This is a genomic window from Thalassospira sp. UBA4513, from assembly GCF_002388495.1.
GTDB classification, from domain to species: Bacteria; Pseudomonadota; Alphaproteobacteria; order Rhodospirillales; family Thalassospiraceae; genus Thalassospira; species Thalassospira tepidiphila.
In genome coordinates, this window is the sequence record NZ_DGMR01000001.1 from 44,517 (window position 1) to 68,508 (window position 23,992).

A 23,992-nucleotide genomic window follows, 5' to 3' on the forward strand; every position below is an offset into this window, starting at 1 on the left:
TTATTCCCACGTCATGCATATCGTCTCAAACGTGGTCGGTCAGATTGACGAAACAAAATACGACGCCATGGATGCGCTGAAGGCCGGCTTCCCGGCCGGAACCGTGTCGGGTGCGCCAAAAGTTCGCGCCATGGAAATCATCGATGAACTGGAATCGGTCCGGCGTGGCATCTATGCCGGCTGTATCGGCTATATCTCGGCCGACGGTTCGATGGATACCTGCATCGCGCTTCGCACCGCCGTCATCAAGGACGATAAAATCCACATTCAGGCCGGTGCCGGTGTCGTCGTCGACAGCAAACCGGAACTCGAACACAAGGAATGCCAGAACAAGGCCGGTGCCCTCATGGCCGCCGCCCGCGAAGCCCATCGCTTCGCATAGCTCGCAATCCTGCAAACAAAAAAGGGCTGCAGTTATCCTGCAGCCCTTTTTTTCATGTCCGTCAGCGAACCCTAGCCGGTCACACTTTGCATCGACCGGCGCAGGACATCGGTAATAGGCACCAGAACAAAGCCCTTGGCCTGAATTTCGGGGATCCATTTGTGAAGCGCCCCGATTGTCAGATCGCGCGGATGACCAATCGCAATCGCAAAGCCCTGTTTGCGGGCGACATTTTCGGTGCGGGCCAACATATCGGCGATCTTGGCCGCATCATCGGCATCATCAATAAAGATATCACGTGTAATCGCCGGAACGCCAAAGCTGCTGGCCGTCGAATAGCCGACCGAGTCTGCGCTGGTCCGGCTATCGAGGAACATCAGGCCGCGCGACTTCATGACTTCCATGACAACACGCATGCGTTCGGGATCGGCGGTAAATTTGCTGCCCATGTGATTGTTCACACCGACATAGCCATCAAACCGATCCAGCATCCAGGACATCTCATTGAGGATGGTCTGGCGGTCATAGCTTGCCAGCAACGCATGCGGCCCCGGATCAACCGATGCCGATGACGGTTCCATCGGCATATGCAACATCACTTCATGACCGGCCTTGCGCGCGGCATTGACCTGCGCCTGCAAATCACGGGCATAGGGCAGATAGGAAATCGTGATCGGCCCCGGCAGATCGACCGTTTTGGCGGTGCGCGGCTGATCAAGGCCGGCATCATCAATCACAATCGCAATCACCGGCTTGTCGCCGGTATCCTGTGTCAGCGCGGCATATTTTTGCCACGGCTGATCTGTCGGGCCAACGGTTGCAACCGGAACATCATTGCCACTGTCGCCAGGAAGGATATCCCCACCCTGGTCCGGTTTGCGTGCGGCCGGTGCCGGCACAAAGTCCGTCAGTCCCTGCCCGCCTTGCCCGGTGGATCGGGTAGTTTTACTGTTTTCACCGACCAGATATCCCGTGCGTCCACGCTCAGAAACATTGGCATTTTCCGAAAGCTTGTAATCCTTGCGAAGCTTCGGGGTCGGCTCCGGCTCAGCCAGGGCATAATTCGGTGCGCTTTGATCCGCTGCGCGGCCAAATTCATCGGACGCGCGATCAAGCTCAAGCATGCTGCCAACGGCAATAATGGCCGACAGCGTACCCGCAACAAAGGCCCCGCCCAGCATCAGGCGACCAATGCCACCCGATTTCTTTTTCGGGGCGGTCTTTTTACGAGTGGATTTCTTGGGTGCCGCCCTCTTACGTTTGGCGGTCGGTGCCCGGGTTGCCCGGCGTGCCACGCTGTGGTCTCCAGTATTCGTTTGTTGGGATGCTCGTAGCGGCTGTTTCGTTCACTGAACGACCGCTTCCCATGTTGTGATTATACACCGATCAAGTCGGTTTGTGTTTTCACGTTTTTAAAACGGTTCTGGTTAGCGCACGGTTAAAAGATCGTAACCATCTTCATCAATGTCATCAAATGGCGAAAAAAGCCTTGCTCTGCTTCTGCTTGACGTAGCGACAAGGGCGTTTATTCTCTGGCAACTTTAATGTGCACAGGCCTTTCCTCCGATGTATCTCCTCATCGACAATTACGACAGTTTCACATTCAATCTGTGGCACTATCTGCGCGAACTCGGCCCAGAGGTCGAAGTGCGCCGCAATGATGAGATTACCGTGGATGCGGCCATGGCGCTCAATCCCGAAGGCATTGTGATTTCGCCGGGTCCTTGCGATCCGGAACGGGCCGGTATCTGCCTTGATCTGATCAAGGCTGCCGCGGGCAAGGTCAAATTGCTTGGCGTCTGTCTGGGTCATCAATCGATCGGTCAGGCCTTTGGCGGCAAGGTGATCCGTGCGCCCGAATGCATGCATGGCAAGACCGATGCGATGAAGCATTCCGGCGCCAGCGTTTTTAAAGGCCTTCCCAGCCCGTTTGAGGCCACCCGTTATCACTCGCTGGTGATTGAACGCGAAACTTTGCCCGACAGCCTTGAAATAACGGCCGAAAGCGGAGATGGTCTTATTATGGGCGTGCGTCACAAAACCCATCAAATTCATGGTGTCCAGTTCCACCCCGAAAGCATCGCTTCGGAACATGGACACGCTCTGCTTAAGAATTTTATCGACTATACCGGTGCGTAATGCGCACCGGACCGCAAACCAAGGAAGACCCGATGTCGACTGATCATGATCTGAAGCCAATTCTGGCCAAAGTCGCAGATGGCGAAAAACTGACCGAAAGCGCGGCCGAGGCGGCCTTTAATGTGCTGATGTCCGGTCAGGCGACACCATCGCAGATGGGGGCTTTCCTGATGGGCTTGCGCATTCGTGGCGAAACCGTTGATGAAATCACCGGTGCCGCCCGTGTCATGCGCGAAAAGGCAACCGGCATCATTGCCCCGGAAAATGCGGTCGATACCTGCGGCACCGGCGGTGATGGCAGTGGCACCTATAACATCTCGACCGGGGCTGCGATTGTTGCCGCCGCCGCGGGTGCTACCGTTGCCAAGCACGGCAACCGCGCCGCATCGTCGAAATCCGGGTCTGCCGATGTTTTGATGGCGCTTGGTGTCAATCTTGATGCTGATATGAAGCTTCTGGAAAAGGCGCTTCGCGACATCAATCTTTGCTTCATGATGGCAACCCGTCACCATTCGGCGATGCGCCATGTCATGCCGACCCGCGTTGAAATGGGCACGCGCACGATTTTCAACCTGCTGGGACCGCTGGCCAATCCGGCCAAGACCAAACGTCAGGTTCTTGGTGTGTTTGCCAAACAGTGGGTCGAACCGATTGCCAATGTGCTCAACCGTCTGGGATCGGTGCATGCATGGGTTGTTCATGGCCACAGCGGCCTTGATGAAATCTCGACCACCGGCCCGACTTACGTTGCCGAGGTCAAGAACGGCAAGGTCACCACGTTTGAAATCACCCCAAGTGATTTTGGGCTCGAAACCGTAACGCTTGACGACCTCAAGGGCGGTGATGCCGATGTCAACGCCAAGGCCATTACCGACCTTTTGGCGGCCAAGAAAAGCCCGTACCGCGACATCGTTCTGATGAATGCCGGGGCGGCTCTTGTGGTCACCGGCATTGCTAGCGATTTGGCCGACGGCATCAAAAAGGCCGCAGACGCCATTGATAGCGGCAAGGCCGCCGAGACCCTGCAAGGGCTTGTGAAGATCACCAACGAAGGAACCCCGGCGTGAGCGACGTACTAGCCAAAATCTGCAATGACAAACGCGATCACGTTGCGGCCTGCAAGGCGCGCAAGACGCTTGCCACCCTCGAGGCCGAGGCAAAGGCACAATCAGCCCCACGCGGCTTTATCAAGGCGCTTGAAACCAGTGTTGCCGATGGCCGTTATGGTCTGATTGCCGAAATCAAAAAGGCATCCCCCTCCAAGGGGCTGATCCGCCCGGACTTCAATCCGCCGGAACTCGCCAAGGCCTATAAGGCCGGCGGGGCAAGCTGCCTGTCTGTTCTGACCGACATCCCCTATTTCCAGGGCGATGACAGCTATCTGGTCGCGGCCCGGGCCGCAGTCGATCTTCCGGCGCTTCGCAAGGATTTCATGGTCGATCCCTATCAGATTACCGAGGCACGCGCGCTTGGTGCGGACTGCATCCTCCTGATCATGGCAGCCCTTGAAGATAGTTTGGCGGCTGAGCTTGAAGATGCCGCGCACAGCCTTGGCATGGATGTTTTGATCGAGGTGCACAACGCCCCGGAACTTGAACGCGCGCTCAAGCTCAAGTCACGTTTGGTGGGGATTAATAACCGCAACCTCAAGACCATGGAAATCTCGCTCACCACGACCGAGGAACTGGCAAGCATGGTCGGCGATGATCGGTTGCTGGTGGCCGAAAGCGGCCTGTTTACCCCTGATGACCTTGCCCGTATGGCAAAGGTCGGCGCTGAGTGTTTCCTGATCGGCGAAAGCCTGATGCGCCAGGACGACGTCGCAACCGCCACCCGCAAACTGCTTGGCCTTGCGGCCTGATCAATACTGGACAGAACCAATGGCAGACAAGCTTTCCCATATTGATGCCGGTGGCAACGCGGTGATGGTCGATATTTCGGCCAAGGCAGAAACCGCACGCATTGCGATTGCCAAGGCCCGGGTTCTGATGTCTTCCGAAACGGCAAAGCTGATTGCGGCGCGCGGCCATAAAAAGGGGGATGTTCTTGGCATCGCCCAGCTTGCCGGGATCATGGGGGCGAAAAAGACCCCTGACCTGATCCCGCTTTGTCATCCCCTGCCCCTGACTTCTGTCACCGTGGATCTCGAACTGGCCAACGATGCCGATGCCGTCGATATCACCGCCACCTGCAAGACAACCGGCAAGACCGGTGTCGAGATGGAAGCCCTCACCGCTGCCTCGGTCGCAGCACTCACGGTTTTTGACATGTGCAAGGCGGTTGATAAAAGTATGAGGATTACCGATTTGCGGGTCACCCGAAAAGAAGGTGGCAAATCGGGTACCTTCGTCGCGGACTAGCTTCCTGTCCCTGCGGACCGCCTACTATTCATATTTTTTGAAGGATCACGGCGATTATTCGGTTTTTCCGTCAAATCGCACAGAGCCGCTTGACCCGCGAAAAGAACTAAAGTAGAACATCTGTGTATCCTTTTTGTTCTTTTTACAGGTTCGGGAAATAACATGCTGACGCGCAAGCAATATGAGTTGCTGGTCTATATAGACAATTACCTTCGCGATCACGGGATTTCGCCCTCTTTCGATGAAATGAAAGAGGCCCTGAACCTTAAATCCAAATCCGGCATTCACCGCCTGATCACAGGCCTCGAGGAACGCGGCTTTATCCGCCGCCTTGCGCACCGTGCACGCGCGCTTGAGGTCGTCAGACTTCCGGAAAACAGCGATGATGACGCCCCGGAAACGCCAAACAATGTGACCTCGCTTGCCAGTGTGCGAAAGGCCGCGCATCGACCAACCACGGTGCCAACCGCCTTCTCGGAAGCCGGGGAATCCGTTGGTTTGCCGCTCTATGGCCGGATTGCTGCCGGTACACCGATCGAGGCCCTTCGCGATCAAACGACCATGGTGCAGGTCCCGGCCGCCCTGCTTGGTGCCGGTGATCACTATGCCCTTGAAGTATCGGGGGATTCGATGATTGATGCCGGCATTCTTGATGGCGATACCGTCCTGATCCAGCGCTGTGAACAGGCCCATGACGGAACGATTGTGGTGGCACTCGTCGATGACAGCGAAGCCACGCTTAAGCGCCTGAAACGCGGACGTGGTGAAGTTCTGCTGGAACCGGCCAACGCACGCTATGAAACCCGCGCCCTGTCGCCAGATCGCGTGCGCATTCAGGGCCGTCTGGTCGGGCTGCTGCGTCAGTACTGATTGCTTGCGCGAAGTTACAAACAAAAACGCCCGGTGCTTGTGCCCGGGCGTTTTTGTTTTGAGTACGATCAGGTTGTTAGCGCCCTGCTCTGCCGCCGATGATGATCCAGGGCCAATTGCCAGTTTCCGCACGGACGGTGTTGATTTCTGGCTTTTCGCCAGGCTCAGACGGCAGTTTGATCGCAACACCGCCCTGCCACCACAGAACGTCATCATCGATGATCACGCGCGCGCCAGAGGCCTGACAGGTGGTTGGTAGATCGGTTTTCAGGCTGACAATGATATCTGCATTACGGCAGGCATAAAACGGATTGGCAATACGGCTTGCGACGATGATCCGTGACGGAACGATGTTAGCGCTAACACCAAGGGAGCACGGGTCGTTCTGGCAGGCCTGTACGCGGCTTGGTTCCTGTTCGGGGCGAATACCAAAGCGGCTCATCCAGATGCCTTTTTGAAAGTCATTCAGCCGCGATGAGGTATGCAGGATAGCGGCATCGGGATCATAAACAGCCCAGCTTTCGCGGTCGCCCGAAATCAGGATTTCGGGTTCTTTGTGCAGTGCCTGAAAGATAATGGCGGCAAAAATCACCGGAAGGACCGGCACGATCATCACCTTGTCGCGCCAGATAACGATCCAGGCCAAGGCAAACAGCCCCAAGGCAACCGCCAGCATATCAAGGCCCGAGACATACCAAAGCCCCCAGTCCTGTGCGGCAACCAGTTCGGCGGTTTCCAACAATACCGTCAATCCGGGCTTCATCGCGGCCAAAGAAAACCCTGATAACCCAATCGGGATCAGCGCCAGCGTCACGACAATCCAGGGCATGACCCAGAATGCCATGACCGGAATGGCGACCAGATTGGCGAGTACGCCGAGCATTGAAATACGGCCGAAATGATAGCCGATAATGGGCGCAGTCACCGCCGTCACGATCAAACTGGTCAGCAGCAAACCGGCAAGATAAAGACCGGCACGCTCATACCAGGACAGCATCCCCTGCCGATCCAGCCAGCGCCGCCCCGGCCCGTCATAAAACGCAACAAGTGCGCCAACGGCGGCAAAGGAGAGCTGGAAACTGGCGCCAAGCGCCGCATCAGGCCGAAGGATCAAAACAATGATCGCGGCCACGCCCACAAGGCGCAGCGATATGGCACGGCGATCCAGCAGGAGTGCCAGCCAAACCACAAGCAACATGACAAAGGCGCGCTGGGTCGGGATGGTCGCCCCGGATAATCCAAGATAGACAAGCCCCGCCAGCATGGCCGCCATCGCTGCCCATTTCTTGATCGGATAGCGCAAGGCAATTGATGGAATGGCGGCCAACCCGAACCGGATCAGGAAAAACACCGTCCCGCACAGCAATCCCATATGCAGACCGGAAATCGCCAACAAATGCGCAAGCCCGGATTTGCGAAGGTTATCGGCAATATCCGGGGAGACTTCACCGCGTTCGCCAATGATCAGCGCCTTGGCAATGCCGGTTTCAGGGCCAGTCATTTCATCGCTGATGACGGCTGAGATATATTGACGCGCCCTTTCAATACCGACCAGTAAAATATTGTTGTTTATGTCTTTTTGATTTTCCAGAACTTCGAACTGTCGTCCAAAGACAAAGCCGGATGCGGCAATATTGCTGAAATAGAGATTACGTGAAAAATCCGGGTCGCCGGGAACCGCAGGTGCGCGCAAGGGAAAGAGACGTGCGTTCGCGCGGATCTGATCGCCAATTGAAAGCGCACTATCGCCCAAGAAACTGAGCCTTACATTCCAGTCCAGTTGGTCTTGGGCAATGCCGACAATCTCGGACGGCTGCACGGTGGCGCGGATACGTCCGTTCCTTGGCTCCAGCGCGATGATGGTGCCGGTAACCTCGGTCGTATAGAACGTTTTTGTCGTGATATTATCCGGGCCAAGTTCGGTATGGATGGCACTTGTCAAAGCCCCGAAAGCCAGACTGGCAAGCAGTTGAAACGCGAAGGCCAGAGTGGCAAGTCGCCGCGACATCCAGAAACCGCAGCACAGCAGAATCACCGCCAGAGCAATTTGACCAAGCCCGATACGCGCAGGGAGCAAGAAATACCCGGCACAGCCCAACCCAAAGAAGATAACCGAGGACAGAAACCATTTATTTCTTTGGCTTGTTACAACAAAATTAATTTGTGAGAAAACACCCACAAACAATTGTTTTAATTTAACTTTACCTGTCGCCGTACGACGAATGTCCAATAGCCCGCCTGCCGCATAGTTTCTATCTAACATCCGCTGTGGTGCAACAGCGTGTCATTTGTGCTATAGCCTGCACGCCAAAAGTCCTCAGGACAAGCGACAACATCCAAATAACGGATAGATTGAATGACGGTTGTTACCCGTTTTGCCCCGTCTCCGACCGGGTTTCTGCATATCGGCGGCGCACGCACCGCACTTTATAACTGGCTGTATGCCAAACATACCGGTGGCAAGTTCTTGCTCCGGATCGAGGATACCGACCGTGAACGTTCAACGCCCGAGGCCGTAGACGCCATTTTTGACGGCTTGAACTGGCTTGGCCTGACCGCAGACGAAGAGCCGACTTTCCAGTTTGCCCGTCGCGACCGCCATGCAGAAGTCGCCCAACAGCTTCTTGATGCCGGGAAAGCGTATTATTGCTATTGCTCCCCCGAGGAGCTGACCGCCATGCGCGAGAAAGGCCGCGCAGAAGGCCGTCCGATGAAATATGACGGTACCTGGCGTGATCGCGATCCGTCCGAGGCACCGGAAGGTGTCAAACCGGTGGTCCGCGTCAAGGCGCCGCAGGAAGGCGATGCCGTGATCAATGATCAGGTGCAGGGCGAAGTTCGCGTCGGAAACGAGCAGCTTGACGATTATGTCATCCTGCGCGGCGACGGAACGCCGACTTACATGCTTTCGGTCGTGGTTGATGACCATGACATGGGTGTTACCAACGTTATTCGTGGTGACGACCACCTGACCAACGCATTCCGTCAGAAAGTCATTTATGATGCCATGGGTTGGGATGTCCCGACCTTTGCGCACATCCCGTTGATCCATGGCCCGGATGGAGCCAAGCTGTCGAAACGCCATGGTGCGCTGGGTGTTGATGCCTATCGCGATGAAATGGGCTTCTTGCCCGAGGCATTGAACAACTATCTTCTGCGTCTTGGCTGGGGCCATGGCGATGATGAAGTCATTTCGACCGAGCAGGCAATTGAGTGGTTTGACATCACCGATGTCGGCAAAGGGGCTGCGCGCTTTGATTTTGCAAAGCTGACCAACCTTAATGGCATCTACCTGCGTCAGGCCGATGACAAACGCCTTGCAGACGAGATTTCGCCGCTGATTGCCAAGCAAATTGGCGTGGATGCGCTTGATGCGTCGCAAAAAGAAATCTTGATCAACGGCATGGCAGGCCTTAAAGAAAGGGCCAAGACTCTTATCGAGCTCGCCGACTCTTCGGCTTTCTACGTTACCGATGGCATTACATCCGTTAACGAGAAAGCCCAGTCCCTGATTGATGGTGCACCTGAAGGTCTGTTCAAGGAACTGGCCAACAGTCTTGAAGCGCTTGATAGCTGGACCGAAGAGGACGTTGACGCAAGTGTTCGTGCCATTGCCGATAAGTTTGAGTTAAAGCTTGGCAAAGTTGCGCAGCCCTTGCGGGCGGTGCTTACAGGCTCCAACTCTTCACCAGGCATTTTCGAAGTAATGATTGTGCTTGGTAAAACCCAAACGCTGAAACGCATTCGCCATTTTGATGCTTAACAACAGCGAATTAAGAAAAACTAATAACCCGTTTGCGCTTTGTGCGCCGCAGCATTATGCTGCACACAACTTGAAACCGTGTTCGTTCAAACAGGGAAGGAAAAATAGTCATGGCATCTAATCCCAAGACTTCCCACACCGTGACAATGACCGACAATGCCACTGGCAAGTCGTTCGATATGCCGGTGATTGAGGGCAGTGTAGGCCCGTCTGTGATTGACATCCGCAAGCTGTATGCTGAAACCGGATATTTCACCTATGATCCGGGCTTCACTTCGACCGGCTCTTGCCAGTCGGAACTGACCTATATTGATGGCGACGTTGGTATTCTGCGTCACCGCGGTTATGCAATTGATGAACTTGCAGAAAATGCCGACTTCCTCGAAGTCTGCCATCTGCTGCTTTATGGTGAGCTGCCGAATGCCACCGACAAAGCCAAGTTCGAGAATGATATTACCATGCACACCATGGTCCACGAACAGATGCGCAATTTCTATAACGGTTTCCGCCGTGATGCGCATCCGATGGCGATCATGTGTGGCGTTGTTGGCGCACTGTCCGCGTTCTATCATGACAGCACCGACATCAACGATCCGAAGCAGCGGATGATTTCGGCCTATCGCCTGATTGCGAAAATGCCGACCATTGCGGCGATGGCGTATAAATATTCCATCGGTCAGCCGTTCCGCTATCCGAACAACAAGCTCGGTTATGCAGAAAACTTCCTGCAGATGATGTTTGGCAACCCGTGTGAAGACTATGAAGTCAATCCGGTTCTGGCCAAGGCAATGGATCGCATCCTGATCTTGCATGCCGACCACGAACAGAATGCGTCGACCTCGACCGTTCGTCTGGCAGGTTCTTCGGGTGCCAACCCGTTTGCATGTATTGCTGCTGGTATCGCCTCGCTTTGGGGTCCGGCACATGGTGGCGCAAACGAAGCCGTTCTGGTCATGCTCAACGAAATCGGCGATGTGAAAAACATCCCGGAATACGTTGCAAAAGCAAAAGACAAGAACGATCCGTTCCGTCTGATGGGCTTTGGTCACCGCGTTTACAAAAACTACGATCCGCGCGCCAAAGTCATGCAGGAAACCTGCCACGAAGTTCTCAAAGAACTCAACATCAGCGACCCGCTGCTTGACGTTGCCCAGGAACTGGAACGTATCGCACGTGAAGACGAGTACTTCATCGAGAAGAAACTCTATCCGAACGTCGACTTCTATTCGGGCATCATCTTCAAGGCGATGGGCATCCCGGTTAGCATGTTCACCGTGCTGTTCGCTGTTGCACGTACCGTTGGCTGGATTTCCCAGTGGAAAGAGATGATCGAAGATCCGTCTCAGAAAATCGGTCGTCCGCGTCAGCTGTTTACCGGTGTTGCAGAACGTCCGTTCGTTCCGGTCGACAAGCGCTAAGCCGCGTCGACATCGACAGATCAAAGAAAAGGCCCGGAATTTTCCGGGCCTTTTTGTATTTGTGAGGCAGCTTTAACCTGCCCCACGATATTTTCCGGGCTTACCAGCTTCCGGTGTTTTCCATGCTGGCCCACGGTTCAGCCGGGGCGAGGCTTTCGCCTTTTTGCAGGAACTCGATGGAAATGCCGTCCGGGGAACGAACAAACGCCATGCGCCCGTCACGCGGCGGACGGTTGATGGTGACACCCTCATCCATCAGTTTCTGGCAAAGCGCATAAATATCGTCGACTTCATAGGCCAGATGCCCGAAGTTGCGTCCGCCGGAATAGCTTTCCGGGTCCCAGTTATAGGTCAGTTCAAGTTCCGGGGCCTTGACGGATTTGGCACTTTCGACATCCGCCGGCGGTGCAAGATAGATCAGGGTGAAACGGCCCTGCTCGCTCTCGATCCGGCGGGTCTCTTTCATACCAAGAAGGTCGCAATAGAATTTCATCGACTCATCGACATTCTCGACACGTACCATCGTGTGCAGGTAGCGCATAACACTCTCCGTTATGAATTGATCAATGCGAAGAACCTAATTGCAATGCGGATTTGATGCCACCTGTAACAGATTATTTTTTGGCGATGATTTTCAAAATCTGCTCGGCAGCCTTTTCGCTGGGCGGTCTGTCACCAAATCCCAGCAAGGTGCAGGCTTCCTCAAAACCGTCGATCTGTGCGGCGCGTTCGGGGCTATCGGCCATCAGGGTTTCAAGAACCGGAATGATCTTTTTGGCCTTGCATTTGTCCTGCAAGAATTCGGGGATTAGTTTTTTGCCAAGGACCAGATTAACAATGGTGACGGTATCGATCTTGATCAGGCGTTTTGCAATCCAGCCCGTCACTGCATTGACCTGATAGGCAATGACATGCGGCACACCGGCAATTGCGAGCTCCAGCGAGACGGTTCCTGATGCCGCCAGCGCACAGTCGGCCGCCGAAAACGCATCATGGCGCTCCCGGTCGGATGCGACAATAATCGGATCGAGCGGCCAGGATTTCATTTCTTCGGTGACGGTGTCGACAACCTTGCTGACCGTTGGCACGACGATGCGCGCGTCGGGGTATTTCGCGGCAACATCATCTATTACCTTGCGAAACACCGGCAGGAGGCGTTTGACTTCGGAATTACGGCTTCCGGGCAAAACGGCCAGAAGCTTTTGGTCCGGAGTCAGGCCATGTTGGGTACGGAACCGCTCACCATCCCCGTCATGGCGTTCTTCGACTGCTGAGTGGCCGATAAAGGTGGTTGGCAGGCCTTCTTTTTCAAAGTAAGGCGGCTCAAACGGCAAAAGTGCCAGAAGATGATCGAGGAAACCAGCAATCTTCTTTGCCCGGCCTTCGCGCCAGGCCCAGACCGAGGGGGCGACATAGTGCACCAGCGGGATGCCCTTGCCTTTCAGCTTCTTGCCGACCCGAAAGCTGAAATCCGGGGCATCGATGGTAATCACGACATCGGGTTTCTCGGACTTGGCAAAATCCGCGGTTTGGGAAATGCGTTTGAGCAAGTGTGGAATATGCGGCACGACCTCTGTCAGGCCCATGACCGACATTTCATTCATCGGAAACAGGCTTTTGAGGCCTTCACGTTCCATGCGCGGACCGCCGACACCGATAAAGCGAATATGATCCTGCTTGGCCTTAAGGGCCGCCATCAGGCGCCCCCCCAGTTGATCCCCGGATGCTTCGCCAGCCACAAGCATGATTTTCGGGCCAAGCGGCGTGATTTCATCCGCCATTTTGGCGTTCCTCGTCGGGGAAGGCCAGACCGACGACAAACAGGCCCAGCGCATCAGCACGGGCAATCACAGCAGCACGGTCAATGATCATGGTCCCACCGGCAAGCAATGCGATGCCACGCAGGCCAGCCTTATGGGCCTCTTCGACGGTTTTCATGCCGATGGCCGGCAGATCAAGGCGTTTGTCCTGTTGCGGCTTGGCGGACTTTACCAGCACCCCGCCAACACCATCACGGCAGTATTTGGCCGAGCGACGCACCATTTCATCGGTGCCTTCGATCGCCTCAAGGGCCAGAACCAGCCCCTGTTGCACGACACATCCCTGCCCGACATCAGCCTGCCCCAGTATTCGGGCGACTGACAGGCCATGGCGGGCATCGGTCATTGCCTGTTCATCGGGGGTTACCGCACCAAGAACGCCTTCCTCGACCGCGAGATCGCCAAGAATTTCATGGGCGCCCAAAAGTCGGAAGCCTTCGCGTTCGAGCTCCTTGCCGACAAGGCGGAGCAATCCGTCATCGCCAAGTGCCTTGGTGCCAACTTTCATCAAAAGCTTTGCTGCCCGCCAATCCGGGCGGATCGAAGAAAAGCTGGGGCGTGCGACCTTACCTGCCAGAACCACGTCCTGGCAGTTTTCCTTGCGCATGGCATAAAGGATTTTCGATGCTGCGCCAAGGCGGGCCGTTACATTCGGATATTGATCAAGGTCGGCATCATCGGCATAGCCATCAAGTTTGACGATGCAGACATCGCGGCCCATTGAAACAGCCGCGGACGCCAGACGGGCGGGAAGCGCCCCGCCCCCGGCGATAATCCCCAATTTCGGCTGCGGATTATCCTGCGGAGCTGTCATATTTTGGCGTGCATACGGAACGCATGCTTTCCGCTTTGAGGAAATTGATGATTTCCATCACCGGGCCGACGCCCTCAAAATCCTTGGCGACTTCTTCGACACGTTCGGCCAGAGTGCCTTCCTGTGCGAACAGAAGGCGATAGGCCTTGCGCAGCGAATGGATGGTTTCACGGTCAAAACCGCGGCGTTTCAGGCCGATGATATTCAGGCCCGAAAGATACGCACGGTTGCCGATGACAGACCCATAAGGGATGACGTCGCTTTCGACCCCGGTCATGCCGCCGATCATGGCGTGCTTGCCGATACGAACAAATTGGTGAACCGCCGAAAGACCGCCAACGATTGCGAAGTCTTCGACCACCACGTGGCCCGCAAGCGTGCCGTTATTGACCAGAATGCAGTGGTTGCCGACATGACAATCATGCCCGACATGGGCCCCGGTCATCAGAAGGCAGTCATCACCGATGGTGGTTTCCATACCGCCACCTTCGGTGCCCGGATTAAGGGTTGCGCCCTCGCGGATTTTGGTGCGTTTGCCAACGATCAAACGGCTGTTTTCGCCCTTGAATTTCAAGTCCTGCGGGGCATGCCCCACAGAGGCAAAGGGATAAACTTCGCACTGATCGCCAAGGGTGGTGTGACCTGCGACCGCGACGTGGCTGTGCAGTTTGACACCATCACCCAAGACAACATTCGGACCGACCACGCTATAGGGTCCGATTTCGACATCCTGACCAATCTGCGCGCCATCTTCGACAACGGCGGTTGGATGTACTTTTGACATTATCAGTTATCCCGGATCATCGCGGCGATGGTTGCCTCGGCAACGACTTGGCCGTCGACCTTGACCTGGCTTTCGAACTTCCAGACCGGGCCGCGGCTTTGTTTTTTGGTCACGTGGATGTGCATGACGTCACCCGGGGTTACCGGTTTACGGAAACGGGCGTTATCGATGCTCATGAAATAAACCAGCTTGCCTTCGGCATCCGCGCCAAGGGTCTGAACGACCAGGATGGCTGCGGTCTGCGCCATGCTTTCGATGATCAGGACGCCCGGCATGATTGGCTGCTGCGGGAAATGGCCGGTAAATTGCGGCTCGTTCATCGTCACGTTCTTGATGCCGGTGGCACGGACATCGGTTTCGATGTCGATGACCTTGTCGATCAGAAGGAACGGATAGCGATGCGGAATCATTTCCAGAATGCGCTGGATATCGACACTTACCAGTTCGGTCATGTGTGTAGCCCTTATTTCTTTTTTCGTATCAGACGCGACAAGGCGACCGTCTGTTTATGATATTCCATGACCGGAACGGCTGGGCTTCCGCCCACAGTTTCCCCCGGCCCCACATTTTTCATGACACCCGACTGGGCTGCGACTTTCGCGCCATCGCCGATTTCGAGGTGTCCTGTAATGCCTGCCTGACCGGCAAGCACGACAAAATTGCCAATCTTGGTCGAGCCCGAGATCCCGACTTGCGAGACGACAACACAGCCCATGCCAAGTTCAACGTTATGGCCGATTTGCACCAGATTGTCGATACGACAGCCGTTCCCGATGACGGTATCTGGCCCTGCCCCGCGATCAATCGTGCTGTTTGAACCGACTTCGACGTCATTGCCAATGACGACCCGGCCCAATTGCGGAACCTTGGCGTGCCCTTCTGGGCCCATGGCAAAGCCAAAGCCGTCCTGCCCGATGCGGGCACCGGGATAGATCAGGCACAGATTGCCAATCAGGCTGTGGCTGATGGAGGCATTCGCACCCACCTTGCAGCCCGCACCGATGACAACCCCGTCACCAATGACAGCATTGGATGCGATGATGGTGCCATCGCCAATTTCGCACTTGGCACCGATGACTGCACCGGCATCGACCTGCACGCCTTCGCCAACCTTGGCAGACGGATCAATGACGGCGCGATCCGAAATCACGCCATTGCCGGTTTCGAACGGATAGAACGCAGTCGCGGCCTTGGCATAGGCGCGATACGGGTCCTTGGTTACGAACAACACCATGCCTTCGGGTGCACGCTCGACAAACTCAGGGCGCACAAAGCACGCCCCTGCCTTGCTGCTGACAAACGCATCAAGATATTTGCGATTGTCAAAGAAGCTCAGGATATCGCCATCTGCGTTTTGCAGGGGCGAGACATCGTGAAAGACCCGTGTTTCATCGGGTGCATTGACCAGTGTTGTTTCCGTCAGTGCGGCTATTTCAGCAACACTGAAGGGTCCCTTGCGGCTAAAGAAACGGGCATCCGCCATCAGGAGCCTTCCTTGAATTCAACCGTGATGGTTGGAACCTCGGCATTTGCGCGATCAAAAACTTCCTTGGTCGCATCCATGGTGGTTGCAAACAGAACAGCTTGCCCACGATGCAGGACAAGGTTTGCGCCACGTTCTTCGGCAATGCTTCCTATGATTTCGTTCAGGGCTTGCGAGAATTTGGACTGAGCCTCGGCTAGGGCTTGATCGAGAACACGGCTGCGGGCCTGGGCAAATTTCTGGAAATCAGCGACTTTTTGCTGAAACTGCTTTTGTTTTTCCTGAAAAACGTCTGCAGCCAGCAGCGTGCGTTGCTGAGCGAGTTGTTTTTCTTCCTCGCGCAGCCCCTGCTCGCGGGTTTCGATTTCCTTTTGATAGGCAACCTGTCGATCGCGGATTTGTTTGCGGGCATCCTGCATCGCAGATGCTTCACGCATGATGCCGGCAAAATCGACAATCATGACGGAGGCAAAGTTATCCGGGTTCGGTTCTTGCGCCTGCGCAACATTGGCATGTGCAGAGAAACCGATAAGAGCGGAGAGAACCAGCAGATTACGGAGAGATTTGATCATTTTCATTAGAATCTCGTTCCGAAGTTAAGTCGGAACATTTCCTCTTTGTCGTGATCTTCTTTTGTGACTGCCTGAGAGATGTCAACACCAATCGGGCCGAACGGCGATTCCCAACCTACACCAAAACCGACAGAGCTTCGTAGAGTGCCCGTATCATAAATTTCGCCGGGACGGGCACCATCGACGTCCTGCCCGGAGCCGAAGTCACTAAACACGCGACCTGTTAAAGCAAACTCAGATGGAAGCCCGAGCGGGAAGTCTAACTGAACCGTTCCAGTGTAGTACAGTTTGGAACCCAAAGCATCCCCGGTCGCTATATCACGCGGGCCGACACCGGCAGATTCGAAACCACGCAGGTTTGAACCACCAACAGAAAAACGTTGCGAAATGCGGGTATCATCGTCGAACCCGAAAATGTAGCCGGTAGAACCACGGGTCGAGAGAACCCACTCATGCTCGCGATCGATCGGATAGTAATATCCGCCCTCAACGCGCGACCGCAAATATTGCTCATCGCCGCCAACACCGGCCAAATCATTTGACAGGCGGGCGAAATATCCCTCCGTCGGCGAAATCGAGCTGTCACGTTCATCATAGGTCAGAGTATGACCAATAGCGGACTCAACAAACTCGGTCTCTTCAGCCAACAGAAGTCGTGAAGCGCTGCTACGATTGATGTTTGAATAGCTATTGCTTTCGAGCGAGTAGCGGAACGAATGCGAGAGTTCCTCACTGTAGCGGAATCCCGCACGGAGACGTCCCCCGGTCTGCTCTTCATCATACGAGCTTTCGTCCTGATTATCTTCTTCACGACGATAGACATCAAAACCTGCAGCGATTTCGCGATCAAGGAAATACGGCTCGGTGAAGGACAGGTCGATCTGCTGGTCGGTTGAACCAAGCGTGAAGTTCAGGCGCAAATCCTGGCCTTTGCCAAGCAAGTTGCGTTCACGAATACCAAGCTGACCAAACGCACCATTATCCGTTCCGTAACCCGCACCAATGGAAAACTCACCGGTCGATTTTTCTTCGACATCGACCTCGATCACGGTCTGATCCGGCGACGCCCCCGGCAGGGTTTTGACATCCACAGATTTGAAGAAGTTAAGGTTTTCGATGCGCTGTTTGGAACGCTGCATCTTGGAGCTGCTGAACGCATCGCCTTCGACCAAGCGGAATTCGCGACGGATCACCTCATCGAGGGTTCGGACGTTGCCGACAACGTTGATACGTTCGACATAGACCTTCGGCCCTTCGGAGATGTTGAAGGTGATGTCAATGGTGCCGGTTTCACGGTTGCGCTGAACATTCGGGCGGATGTCAATGAAGGCATAGCCTTGATCCCCGACACTGTCGGTCAAAGCATCAACCGCATCGTCCACAAGGTTGGCGTTATACCATTCGCCGCTTTCAATCTCGATCAGCGGCAACAGGGTTTCCGGATCGATCTTGTCGATCTGTGAGACGACATTGATCTCGCCAAACTGATAGCGCTGCCCCTCGCTCACCGTGTAGGTGACAAAGAAATCCGAGCGATCAGGTGTCAGTTCGGCAACCGACGACAAAACCTGAAAATCAGCATAGCCGGCAGACAGGTAGAAGCGACGCAGGAGTTCGCGGTCAAAGGTCACACGGTCGGGATCGTAGTTATCGTCGGCCGTCAGGATTTTCCACCACGCACTTTCGGTGGTGCGGATCACATCAGACAGTTCTCCGTCGTCAAAGGCCTTGTTGCCAACAAAGTTGATTTTGCGGATACCCGTGGCATCCCCCTCATCAATCTCGAACGCCAGATCGACACGGTTCTGGTCAAGCTGGATGACCTTGGGCTCAACCGTTGCGGCGAAACGTCCGCTACGACGATAGAGTTCGAGGATACGCTGAACGTCGGCCTGCACCTTGGTGCGGGTGTAAACAACGCGCGGGCGCAACTGCAATTCAGCACTCAGGGTATCATCATCAAGACGCTGGTTTCCTTCAAACGCAATGCGGTTGATGATCGGGTTTTCAACGACATTTACACGCAAAATTCCCTGATTAAAGGAGAAGGACACGTCGGCAAACAGGCCGGTCGAGAAAAGCGCCTTGAGTGAACTGTTGATTTTCTGGATGTCGTAGGAATCGCCAGGTGCAACGGTGAGGTAGGCATTCACCGTCGCCGTTTCGATACGATTATTGCCTTCGACTTCAATGTCGCGAATCAGACCCGATTGGGCATGCGCAGCCACAGGAACAATCAATGGCGCCGTTCCGCCAAGCAGGGCCGTAATGACAACGGCCGCTTTTACCTTACGCAGCAAGTTAACCCCCCTGTTGCTGTCATGCATTAGCCAGCAAGTCCTTTGAGGAAACTAAAGACACCCAATTGCGTCAAATCGTTCCACGTTGCGAAAATTATTAAGCTGAATACCAAACCCGCGCCGATACGGAAACCATATTCTTGTGCTTTTGCCCCCAATGGCTTACCGCGAATTGCCTCAATCGCGTAGAACACAAGATGACCACCATCCAGGACCGGAACAGGCATCAGGTTGATCAACCCAAGGCTGATGGAAAGATAGCCCATAAAGAACAGAAGCGGTGCGATGCCCCCTTCGGCCACCTGTCCTGACATTTGCGCGATCCGGATCGGCCCGCCCAGTTCAGAACTGTCGCGATCACCACTGATCATTTCACCGAGTGCCGAGAAGGTCTGCGTGGTCAATGAATAGGTCGTCTCAAATGCGCGACCGACCGATTCCACAACCCCGGTGCGGCTCGTCTCAAAGTCACCAGCGGTGATGCCAAGGCGTCCGACCGTCGCAGTCATACCACCCTCGTCGACTTCGACGGCTTCGGGCGTCACGGCAAGATCAACGATTTCACTGTCGCGTTGGACCGTGACGGAAATCGGTTGCCCGGGATTTGCTCGCACAATGTCAGAAAGCTCAGAAAACCATTCAACCGGCTGACCGTTGATCGCGGTGATGCGGTCATCAGCCATCAGGCCAGCAACAGATGCCGGGCTGTTTTCAAGAACTTCGCCAACAACCGGCAAGGCACGCTGTTGCCCGACAGCAGCAAACAGGAATGTAAAGACGATGATGGCAAAGATGAAGTTGGCCAAAGGTCCGGCAAAAACGATGGCCGCGCGTGCGGCGACCCCTTTGTGATGGAAGGCGTGTTTTGCTTCTTCGGCGTCAAGGTCATCGCGACCACCGGCACTGGCAGGGTTCATGTCGCCAAACATTTTGACGTAACCACCAAGCGGTATCAGGCTGACTTTCCAGCGCGTGCCCTTTTTATCCTGCCAACCGAAAAGTTCGGGGCCAAATCCGATTGAAAAGGCTTCGACCTTCACGCCGTTTTTGATTGCCACCCAGTAGTGACCATATTCGTGAACAAACACGAGTACCGAGAGCACAAAAAGAAAAGCAAGCAAGGTTTCCATCAAGAATTCCCTAAGCCGGTGAAACCGGCAGTTTCAATCTAAGAAGCCGAAACAAGGCACGCCGACGTTTCCCGGCGCACCATTGCATCTGTTTCAAATACCTGTTCAAGGCTGGTCAGCGGTTCGCTTCCAAGCCTTGTCATGAGCTTTTCGACAGTCGCGGCGATATCAAGGAAGCCGATTCTGTCATTAAGGAACGCTTCGACGGCGACTTCGTTGGCAGCGTTCAGAACAGTAGGCAGCGTGCCACCTTCCTGCAAGGCCTGTCGTGCCAGACGAAGAGCCGGGAAACGATTTGTATCCGGCGCCTCGAAGTTCAAACGCCCGATCGTGGCAAAATCAAGACGCGGTGCGTCCACTTTGATCCGATCCGGCCATGAAAGCGCATAAGCAATTGGTGTCCGCATATCCGGAGATCCCAGCTGTGCCAGCACAGAACCATCAGGATATTCCACCATGCTGTGAACAACTGATTGAGGATGAACAACAATTTCAATCTGTTCCTCGGCGACCGGGAACAAGTGCCAAGCCTCTATCAGCTCCAACCCTTTGTTCATCATGGTCGCAGAATCGATCGAAATCTTTGCGCCCATTTCCCAATTCGGATGCGCCAAAGCCTGGACCCTAGTGACAGATTGCATGTCCTTTAATGACCATTCCCGGAACGGACCGCCCGAAGCGGTTAAAAGGATACGGTCAATGCGCGTTTCTTCGCGATCCTCGAGAACCTGGAAAATTGCACTATGTTCGGAATCAACCGGGATCAGGGTCGCACCATGCCTTGAAATTTCCGCCGTCATCAGGGCGCCGGCACAGACCAGCGTTTCCTTATTGGCAAGTCCAATGCGTGCACCACGGCGAATGGCCGCCAGCGTCGGTTTCAGGCCAGCTGCCCCAACAATTGCGGCAATGACGATGTCAGAGGGACGTTCGGCAGCCTCGATCAGCGCGTCTTCGCCGGCCGCGATTTCAATACCCTTCCCCGCCAGAGCATCGCGAAGGTCCGCAAAACAGGAAGAATCGCCGATCACGGCGCATTTGGCGCCAAGTTCGATGGCGGCCTTGGCCAATGCATCGACATTGCGATGCGCCGTTACAGCTTCGACAACATATTTGTCAGTGTGGGACTTTAAAACATCAACGGTGCTGGCCCCGATGGAACCGGTAACACCAAAGACACTGACGGATTTCTTCAAAGTCATCAAACACCTGTAAAGACAGCAGCCCGAGGATTGGCCGCCTTAACGCAGAGAAAGCCCTGCGAAACAGATAATAGCAAAGGCAACAGGAAACACCGACAACATCCCGTCAGCACGATCAAGCAATCCGCCATGGCCTGGGATCAAGTGACTGCTGTCCTTGACCTTGAAACGACGTTTGAGTGCGGATTCACCAAGATCACCGATTTGGGCAATGATCGCCAAAACCATACTGACCGCGACAATCGCCCAATTGATCGCATCGGAACTGAAATACGTGACCAATCCACCGATCAAACCGGCACAGACCATGCCACCGATCAACCCCGCCCATGTTTTCTTTGGGCTGAAGCGTGGTGCGAGTTTTGGGCCGCCGATGGTCTTGCCAAAGGCATAACCGCCTGTGTCGGTGGCCCATACAAGGAAGAACAGCCACATAATGATCAGAAGACCGTCGCCATCCTGAGTGCGCAGCCAGAGTGCTGACAGTGCAGCAACCGAGATGTACAAAACGCCAAACCCGGCAAGCAACCAATTTGCGCCCGAGCGGGCCGCAGCAATAATCACCCCGATGGCAATCGGCATGACAATATATTCTTCCTGACCAGCGACATACATTATCATCGCAACCGCAAGCGCAACGGCGGTAACAACCGATATGCCGTTGTGGTGGTTCGGGGCGCACATCCGCGACCATTCCCACATCATGCCTGCAGAAAACACAAACAGTAATATGTCAAAATAGGGAGATCCGAACCAGACCGCCGCAACAGCCACAGGCGCCATAACCATCGCGGAAAGAACGCGTGGCATCAGGCCGGAATTGGTATCTTTTTGATCTTGTGTCTCAGATGACGGCACCAAAACGCCGCTCCCGCCCGGCAAAGTTATCGATAGCTTTTTCGAGGTGGCTGCGATCAAAGTCCGGCCAAAGCACATCTTCAAAGACGAATTCAGTATAGGCCGACTGCCAGAGCAAGAAGTTACTGATCCGCTGTTCGCCGCTGGTTCGGATCAGAAGATCCGGGTCCGGAATACCGGCTGTCGACAAGTTTTGTTCGATCAGGTCTTCGGTAATCTCGTCGGCGGACAGTTCGCCTGCGGCAACCTTGGCGGCAATATCGCGTACAGCCTGCGTGATTTCAGCACGCGCACCATAGCTCAGTGCGATGGTCAGGTTCAGGCGCGTATTGTCGCGTGTTTGATCTTCGGCCTTGGCCAGAAGTTCGCGGATATCATCAGCAAACCGCGAACGATCGCCGATGATGCGAATTTTGATACCATTTTTGTGCAAAGTGGATAATTCGCGCTTTACGAACAGGCGCAGCAGCCCCATCAGGTCGCTGACTTCGCTTTCCGGACGCTTCCAGTTCTCGGTCGAGAAGCCATAAAGCGTCAGATACTCGATCCCAAGTTCGCCTGCGGCTTCGATGGTGCGACGGACGGCATCAACACCGGCGCGATGCCCCATCGTCCGCGGTCGGCCACGCCCGCGCGCCCAGCGCCCGTTGCCATCCATGATGATGGCAACATGACGCGGCACACAAAGCGCATCTGAAGGTTGAGTTTGCGAAGAAAGCACAGCCATAATCAGACTTGCATGATTTCCTGTTCTTTGTGGGCGAGTGCTTCGTCGATCTCGCCGATGACCTTGTCGGTCAGCTTCTGGACTTCTTTTTCTTCGTCGTGCATCTCGTCCTTGGAGATGTCACCGTCCTTTTCCCATTTTTTCAGTTGATCCATGCCATCGCGACGGACGTTACGAACCGAAATCTTGGCCTGCTCGGCATATTTGCCAGCAACCTTGGAAAGTTCGGTACGACGTTCTTCGTTAAGTGCCGGGATCGGAACGCGAACAAGCGTGCCATCAGCAGCCGGGTTCAGGCCAAGGCCCGAATCACGGATGGCTTTTTCGACGGCCTTGACCATCGACTTGTCCCAAACCTGAACCGAAAGCATACGGGATTCTGGAACACTGACCGATGCCACCTGATTAAGCGGGGTCGGAACGCCATAGGCTTCAACCATGACCGGTTCCAGAAGGCTCACACTGGCGCGCCCGGTACGCAGACCGGTGAACTCCTTGTGCAATACTTCCACAGCCCCTTCCATACGGCGGGACAGGTCCTTTTTTAGGCCAGCAACGTCAGACACGTTCAGTCTCCATTCGAAATAATCGTAAACGTCCCCTTCGCAGAAACAACGTCTGCGAAGGCACCCGGATTATGCAAAGAAAATACAATAACCGGAATATCATTTTCGCGTGCCAAAGAAATAGCCGATGCGTCCATAACACGCAAATCTTTGGACAGAACTTCCATATAGGTCAGAGAGTCATAGCGTTCTGCCGTCGGGTCGGTTTTCGGATCCGCAGTATAGACACCATCAACCTGAGTACCCTTGAGCAACGCATCACAGCCCATTTCAACCGCGCGCAAGGCAGCAGCGGTATCGGTGGTGAAGAACGGGTTGCCGGTGCCCGCAGCAAAGATCACAACCCGGCCCTTTTCCATGTGACGGACCGCACGGCGGCGCACATAGGGCTCGCAGACAGAAGACATCGGGATGGCAGATTGTACACGGGTCTGAACGCCATGGCGTTCCAACGCGTTCTGAACAGCAAGCGCGTTCATGATGGTGGCCAGCATGCCCATATAGTCGGCGGTTGCGCGTTCCATGCCCTGCGAGGCACCTTTGACACCGCGGAAAATGTTCCCGCCGCCGATCACCATGCAGACTTCAGCACCCATGTCATGAACGGCTTTGATTTCGCTGGCAATCCGGTCAACAGTTTCTGGATCGATACCGTATTGCTGTTTACCCAAAAGCCCCTCGCCCGAGAGCTTCAAAAGGACGCGACGAAACTTCAATGGGCCGTTTTCTGCCATGTCGGATTGCCTCTTAAATGCCGATGTAACGCATTGCCCGAACGCGGGAAATGCAGAATTCAGATATAAA

At 54.9% G+C, this 23,992-nt stretch carries 24 protein-coding genes; 8 read left to right on the forward strand and 16 right to left on the reverse strand.

The features are described 5' to 3' along the window. The coding region (locus B2T33_RS00245; RefSeq protein WP_286790869.1) for a chorismate-binding protein at positions 1–382 on the forward strand (382 nt) is incomplete at its 5' end. Between the two features lie 71 nt (positions 383–453). Here the strand turns inward: B2T33_RS00245 and B2T33_RS00250 are convergent. Next, positions 454–1,677, reverse strand: coding sequence for a divergent polysaccharide deacetylase family protein (locus tag B2T33_RS00250; protein ID WP_286790870.1), 1,224 nt, complete (start codon positions 1,675–1,677; stop codon positions 454–456). 271 nt (positions 1,678–1,948) lie between these two features. Here B2T33_RS00250 and B2T33_RS00255 point away from each other — a divergent pair, with 271 nt between their 5' ends. The 5 genes from B2T33_RS00255 to lexA all read left to right on the forward strand — a co-directional run bounded on the left by B2T33_RS00255 (position 1,949) and on the right by lexA (position 5,751). Continuing rightward, entirely contained in the window at positions 1,949–2,521 is a 573-nt protein-coding gene (locus tag B2T33_RS00255; protein ID WP_286790871.1) for an anthranilate synthase component II, read from the forward strand. 32 nt (positions 2,522–2,553) lie between these two features. Beyond that, entirely contained in the window at positions 2,554–3,588 is a 1,035-nt protein-coding gene (trpD, locus tag B2T33_RS00260; protein ID WP_286790872.1) for an anthranilate phosphoribosyltransferase, read from the forward strand. Beyond that, positions 3,585–4,382, forward strand: a complete 798-nt coding sequence (gene trpC / locus B2T33_RS00265) for an indole-3-glycerol phosphate synthase TrpC (protein ID WP_286790873.1) — start codon at positions 3,585–3,587, stop codon at positions 4,380–4,382. The genes trpD and trpC overlap by 4 nt, the downstream gene beginning before the upstream one ends. A gap of 19 nt (positions 4,383–4,401) precedes the next feature. Then, positions 4,402–4,881, forward strand: a complete 480-nt coding sequence (gene moaC, locus B2T33_RS00270) for a cyclic pyranopterin monophosphate synthase MoaC (protein ID WP_286790874.1) — start codon at positions 4,402–4,404, stop codon at positions 4,879–4,881. 162 nt (positions 4,882–5,043) lie between these two features. After that, positions 5,044–5,751 carry a transcriptional repressor LexA gene (gene lexA, locus B2T33_RS00275; RefSeq protein ID WP_008891187.1) on the forward strand — a complete coding sequence of 236 codons (708 nt, stop codon included), beginning with the start codon at positions 5,044–5,046 and terminating at the stop codon, positions 5,749–5,751. A 76-nt stretch (positions 5,752–5,827) separates the two neighbouring features. Here lexA and B2T33_RS00280 read toward each other — a convergent pair whose 3' ends face one another. Then, on the reverse strand, positions 5,828–7,828 hold the full coding sequence (locus B2T33_RS00280) for a ComEC/Rec2 family competence protein (RefSeq protein WP_286790875.1): 2,001 nt from the start codon (positions 7,826–7,828) through the stop codon (positions 5,828–5,830). Positions 7,829–8,107: 279 nt separating this feature from the next. On the opposite strand from B2T33_RS00280, the gene gltX reads away from it, so the two are divergent. Beyond that, positions 8,108–9,514, forward strand: coding sequence for a glutamate--tRNA ligase (gltX, locus tag B2T33_RS00285; protein ID WP_286790876.1), 1,407 nt, complete (start codon positions 8,108–8,110; stop codon positions 9,512–9,514). Positions 9,515–9,624: 110 nt separating this feature from the next. Then, positions 9,625–10,932, forward strand: coding sequence for a citrate synthase (locus tag B2T33_RS00290; RefSeq protein WP_040823987.1), 1,308 nt, complete (start codon positions 9,625–9,627; stop codon positions 10,930–10,932). Between the two features lie 100 nt (positions 10,933–11,032). Here the strand turns inward: B2T33_RS00290 and B2T33_RS00295 are convergent, their stop codons facing one another. The 14 genes from B2T33_RS00295 to pyrH all read right to left on the reverse strand — a co-directional run bounded on the left by B2T33_RS00295 (position 11,033) and on the right by pyrH (position 23,922). Beyond that, a complete protein-coding gene (locus B2T33_RS00295; protein ID WP_286790877.1) occupies positions 11,033–11,473 on the reverse strand; it encodes a VOC family protein in 441 nt (146 codons plus the stop codon). Between the two features lie 73 nt (positions 11,474–11,546). Next, positions 11,547–12,713, reverse strand: coding sequence for a lipid-A-disaccharide synthase (gene lpxB, locus B2T33_RS00300; protein WP_286790878.1), 1,167 nt, complete (start codon positions 12,711–12,713; stop codon positions 11,547–11,549). Then, on the reverse strand, positions 12,703–13,566 hold the full coding sequence (locus tag B2T33_RS00305) for an LpxI family protein (RefSeq protein WP_286790879.1): 864 nt from the start codon (positions 13,564–13,566) through the stop codon (positions 12,703–12,705). Before B2T33_RS00305 ends, lpxB begins: the two co-directional genes overlap by 11 nt. Then, on the reverse strand, positions 13,547–14,350 hold the full coding sequence (lpxA, locus tag B2T33_RS00310; RefSeq protein WP_008891194.1) for an acyl-ACP--UDP-N-acetylglucosamine O-acyltransferase: 804 nt from the start codon (positions 14,348–14,350) through the stop codon (positions 13,547–13,549). Before lpxA ends, B2T33_RS00305 begins: the two co-directional genes overlap by 20 nt. A gap of 2 nt (positions 14,351–14,352) precedes the next feature. Next, on the reverse strand, positions 14,353–14,802 hold the full coding sequence (gene fabZ / locus B2T33_RS00315) for a 3-hydroxyacyl-ACP dehydratase FabZ (RefSeq protein ID WP_008891195.1): 450 nt from the start codon (positions 14,800–14,802) through the stop codon (positions 14,353–14,355). 11 nt (positions 14,803–14,813) lie between these two features. Continuing rightward, entirely contained in the window at positions 14,814–15,833 is a 1,020-nt protein-coding gene (gene lpxD, locus B2T33_RS00320) for a UDP-3-O-(3-hydroxymyristoyl)glucosamine N-acyltransferase (RefSeq protein WP_286790880.1), read from the reverse strand. Further along, positions 15,833–16,405, reverse strand: coding sequence for an OmpH family outer membrane protein (locus B2T33_RS00325; protein ID WP_245227865.1), 573 nt, complete (start codon positions 16,403–16,405; stop codon positions 15,833–15,835). The genes lpxD and B2T33_RS00325 overlap by 1 nt, the downstream gene beginning before the upstream one ends. Positions 16,406–16,410: 5 nt before the next feature. Continuing rightward, positions 16,411–18,732, reverse strand: a complete 2,322-nt coding sequence (gene bamA / locus B2T33_RS00330) for an outer membrane protein assembly factor BamA (RefSeq protein ID WP_197147400.1) — start codon at positions 18,730–18,732, stop codon at positions 16,411–16,413. Further along, positions 18,732–19,835 (reverse strand): RIP metalloprotease RseP, encoded by a 1,104-nt coding sequence (rseP, locus tag B2T33_RS00335; protein ID WP_197147399.1) that lies wholly within the window; start codon positions 19,833–19,835, stop codon positions 18,732–18,734. Before rseP ends, bamA begins: the two co-directional genes overlap by 1 nt. 38 nt (positions 19,836–19,873) lie before the next feature. After that, a complete protein-coding gene (locus B2T33_RS00340; protein ID WP_197147398.1) occupies positions 19,874–21,037 on the reverse strand; it encodes a 1-deoxy-D-xylulose-5-phosphate reductoisomerase in 1,164 nt (387 codons plus the stop codon). A 39-nt stretch (positions 21,038–21,076) separates the two neighbouring features. Next, positions 21,077–21,973: a phosphatidate cytidylyltransferase gene (locus B2T33_RS00345; protein ID WP_349678215.1), complete on the reverse strand. Its 897-nt coding sequence runs from the start codon at positions 21,971–21,973 to the stop codon at positions 21,077–21,079. Then, positions 21,882–22,622: an isoprenyl transferase gene (locus tag B2T33_RS00350; protein WP_008891202.1), complete on the reverse strand. Its 741-nt coding sequence runs from the start codon at positions 22,620–22,622 to the stop codon at positions 21,882–21,884. Before B2T33_RS00350 ends, B2T33_RS00345 begins: the two co-directional genes overlap by 92 nt. A gap of 2 nt (positions 22,623–22,624) precedes the next feature. Beyond that, the gene (gene frr, locus B2T33_RS00355; RefSeq protein ID WP_008891203.1) at positions 22,625–23,188 is read right to left on the reverse strand and encodes a ribosome recycling factor; all 564 of its coding nucleotides are present in this window, start codon (positions 23,186–23,188) and stop codon (positions 22,625–22,627) included. Positions 23,189–23,190: 2 nt separating this feature from the next. Further along, positions 23,191–23,922: a UMP kinase gene (pyrH, locus tag B2T33_RS00360; protein ID WP_040824079.1), complete on the reverse strand. Its 732-nt coding sequence runs from the start codon at positions 23,920–23,922 to the stop codon at positions 23,191–23,193. Positions 23,923–23,992 lie beyond the last annotated feature (70 nt).

Coding starts and splice junctions, on each gene's coding strand:
- B2T33_RS00345 (WP_349678215.1), bottom strand. CDS start 21,973: ATGTGCTTTGGCCGGACTTTGATCGCAGCCACCTCGAAAAAGCTATCG.
- B2T33_RS00350 (WP_008891202.1), bottom strand. CDS start 22,622: ATGGCTGTGCTTTCTTCGCAAACTCAACCTTCAGATGCGCTTTGTGTG.
- bamA (WP_197147400.1), bottom strand. CDS start 18,732: ATGCATGACAGCAACAGGGGGGTTAACTTGCTGCGTAAGGTAAAAGCG.
- B2T33_RS00255 (WP_286790871.1), top strand. CDS start 1,949: ATGTATCTCCTCATCGACAATTACGACAGTTTCACATTCAATCTGTGG.
- B2T33_RS00295 (WP_286790877.1), bottom strand. CDS start 11,473: ATGCGCTACCTGCACACGATGGTACGTGTCGAGAATGTCGATGAGTCG.
- trpD (WP_286790872.1), top strand. CDS start 2,554: ATGTCGACTGATCATGATCTGAAGCCAATTCTGGCCAAAGTCGCAGAT.
- pyrH (WP_040824079.1), bottom strand. CDS start 23,922: ATGGCAGAAAACGGCCCATTGAAGTTTCGTCGCGTCCTTTTGAAGCTC.
- lpxA (WP_008891194.1), bottom strand. CDS start 14,350: ATGTCAAAAGTACATCCAACCGCCGTTGTCGAAGATGGCGCGCAGATT.
- gltX (WP_286790876.1), top strand. CDS start 8,108: ATGACGGTTGTTACCCGTTTTGCCCCGTCTCCGACCGGGTTTCTGCAT.
- B2T33_RS00340 (WP_197147398.1), bottom strand. CDS start 21,037: ATGACTTTGAAGAAATCCGTCAGTGTCTTTGGTGTTACCGGTTCCATC.
- B2T33_RS00290 (WP_040823987.1), top strand. CDS start 9,625: ATGGCATCTAATCCCAAGACTTCCCACACCGTGACAATGACCGACAAT.
- lpxB (WP_286790878.1), bottom strand. CDS start 12,713: ATGGCGGATGAAATCACGCCGCTTGGCCCGAAAATCATGCTTGTGGCT.
- fabZ (WP_008891195.1), bottom strand. CDS start 14,802: ATGACCGAACTGGTAAGTGTCGATATCCAGCGCATTCTGGAAATGATT.
- B2T33_RS00325 (WP_245227865.1), bottom strand. CDS start 16,405: ATGATCAAATCTCTCCGTAATCTGCTGGTTCTCTCCGCTCTTATCGGT.
- rseP (WP_197147399.1), bottom strand. CDS start 19,835: ATGGAAACCTTGCTTGCTTTTCTTTTTGTGCTCTCGGTACTCGTGTTT.
- lpxD (WP_286790880.1), bottom strand. CDS start 15,833: ATGGCGGATGCCCGTTTCTTTAGCCGCAAGGGACCCTTCAGTGTTGCT.
- lexA (WP_008891187.1), top strand. CDS start 5,044: ATGCTGACGCGCAAGCAATATGAGTTGCTGGTCTATATAGACAATTAC.
- B2T33_RS00305 (WP_286790879.1), bottom strand. CDS start 13,566: ATGACAGCTCCGCAGGATAATCCGCAGCCGAAATTGGGGATTATCGCC.
- moaC (WP_286790874.1), top strand. CDS start 4,402: ATGGCAGACAAGCTTTCCCATATTGATGCCGGTGGCAACGCGGTGATG.